We start from the raw sequence: 1,968 nt of genomic DNA, 5'->3' as shown, positions 1-1,968 counted from the left end.
ACCGTGGAAGATCACCGCGCTGCCCACGGGCGGGGTGGGGTCAGAGGCGCTTGGTGTAGCAGACGGAGAGCGGGCTGTCGGCCCACGGGCCGAAGGGCACGGCGCTGCGCTCGTAGCCCAGCGCCTCGTAGAGGGCCATCGCCTCCGGCTGCTTGGTGCCCGTCTCCAGCCGCACGCGCCGCGCGCCGGCGGCGCGGGCGGCCTCCTCGTAGGCGGCGACGAGGGCGCGGGCCACGCCCCGGCCGCGGAAGCGCTCGTGGACGAAGACGCGCTTCATCTCCACGGTGTCCTCCCAGCCGGGCTCGTCGACGCCCTCGCGCGCGATGCACCCCGCCGGCTCGCCGTCGACGAGGGCGACCAGGCAGGCGGCGTCGGCGGCCAGGGGGTACTCGTCGTCCGGCTCACCCGGAGCGCGGTAGCGGCGGTTCAGCTCGGCGACCGCCGCCGCCACGAGGGCGTCGAGGTCGGCGTCGCCGGGCCTGCGGGCGGCCACGGTGATCCGGGCGCGCGGCTGGGCGGGCAGGGGGGCGGGGGGCTGCGGGTCGAGCTGCGTCACGCCTCCACGCTGCCACGGACCCCGCGGCGGCGCTGCGCCGGGAGCGGTGCCAGCGCGGGGTCGATCGGCGCCCGGCCGTTCTTGTCCACGCGGGTCGCCTCGCCGAGGATCAGCAGGCCCAGCAGGGCCAGCACGAGCGCCACCAGGGCCGTCGAGGAGACCCCGAAGCCGGCGTCGATGGCCGCCCCGCCGAGGAAGGCGCCCATGGCGTTGCCGGTGTTGAACGCGGCCTGCATCGCCGCCGAGGCCATCCCGGCCCCGCCGCCCGCGGCGAGGATGCCCCGGGTCTGGATGGGCGCGCTCATGACGAAGGCCGTGAAGGCGAACAGGAAGACGCCGACCGCCGCCACGACGCGGTTGCCGGCGAACAGGAACAGCACGGCGAAGACGAGCATCTGCGCGACGAACCCGACCGCGAGCGTGCGGTACGGGCGCCAGTCGGCCAGCCGGCCGCCGAGCACGTTGCCGAGCGTCGCACCCACGCCGAACAGCACGAGGACCCAGCTGACGGAGCCCTCGGAGAACCCGGCGACGTCGGTCAGCAGCGGCGAGACGTAGCTGAGGACGGTGAACATGCTGGCGAAGCCGACCGTCGTGATGGCCAGCGTCCACCACACCTGCCGGCGCCGGAACGCGGCGAACTCCGAGCGCAGCGGGCCGGTGCGGGTCTCCACGTCGGGGACGAGCGCGAGGATCGCGGCGATCGTGGCCACGCCGATGACGCCGACGAGGGCGAACGTCGCCCGCCAGCCGAGCTGCTGGCCGGTCCAGGTGCCCAGCGGGACCCCGACGACGTTGGCGACGGTGAGCCCGGTGAAGACCAGCGCGAGCGCCTGCCCCTGCTTGCCGGGCGGGGCGATCTTGCGGGCGACGACGGCGCAGGCGCCGAAGAACGCCCCGTGCCCGAGGCCGGAGAGGAACCGGGCGCCGACGAGCGCGCCGAAGCTCGGCGCCAGCGCGGTCGCGGCGTGGCCGAGGACGAACAGCCCCATCAGCCCCACGAGGACCTTCTTGCGCGAGATCGGGTGCGTGAGCGCGGTGAGGGTGGGGGCCCCGACGACGACGCCGACGGCGTAGGCGGAGATCAGCCTGCCGGCCTCGGCGATGGAGACGTCGAAGGTGCCGGCCATCTGGGGCAGCAGCCCCATGGCCACGAACTCGGTGGTGCCGATCCCGAAGGCGCCCACGGCGAGGGCGAGGATGGCGATGGGCACGGGCGTACTTCCCTTGCAGCGGTGGTGTGCGGGTTCCTGACCAGTGCGTCGTCGCCTCTCGTCGCACCGATCATCGCGGACGCGGGCCCGTCCGTCCCAATCCAGCGGGACCGGGTCCCGCAACGCCTGCGCGCCAGCGCCTCCCGGGCGTGTCCGCGGCCCGGCGCACGACCGGCCCCGGCGCGGTGCGCGCCGGGG

2 protein-coding genes are annotated in these 1,968 nt (G+C 75.6%); both read right to left on the bottom strand.

Annotation, left to right across the window (positions count from 1 at the left end; genetic code table 11):
• Positions 1 to 40 precede the first annotated feature (40 nt).
• Positions 41 to 556, bottom strand: coding sequence for a GNAT family N-acetyltransferase (locus ACRYM2_RS23100; RefSeq protein ID WP_432525041.1), 516 nt, complete (start codon positions 554 to 556; stop codon positions 41 to 43).
• A complete protein-coding gene (locus ACRYM2_RS23095) occupies positions 553 to 1,770 on the bottom strand; it encodes an MFS transporter (RefSeq protein WP_432525039.1) in 1,218 nt (405 codons plus the stop codon). Before ACRYM2_RS23095 ends, ACRYM2_RS23100 begins: the two co-directional genes overlap by 4 nt.
• Between the last annotated feature and the right edge of the window lie 198 nt (positions 1,771 to 1,968).

It is taken from the genome of Kineococcus aridisoli, from assembly GCF_050871885.1.
GTDB lineage: Bacteria > Actinomycetota > Actinomycetes > Actinomycetales > Kineococcaceae > Kineococcus.
This window is presented reverse-complemented; position numbering and strand designations above follow the sequence as displayed.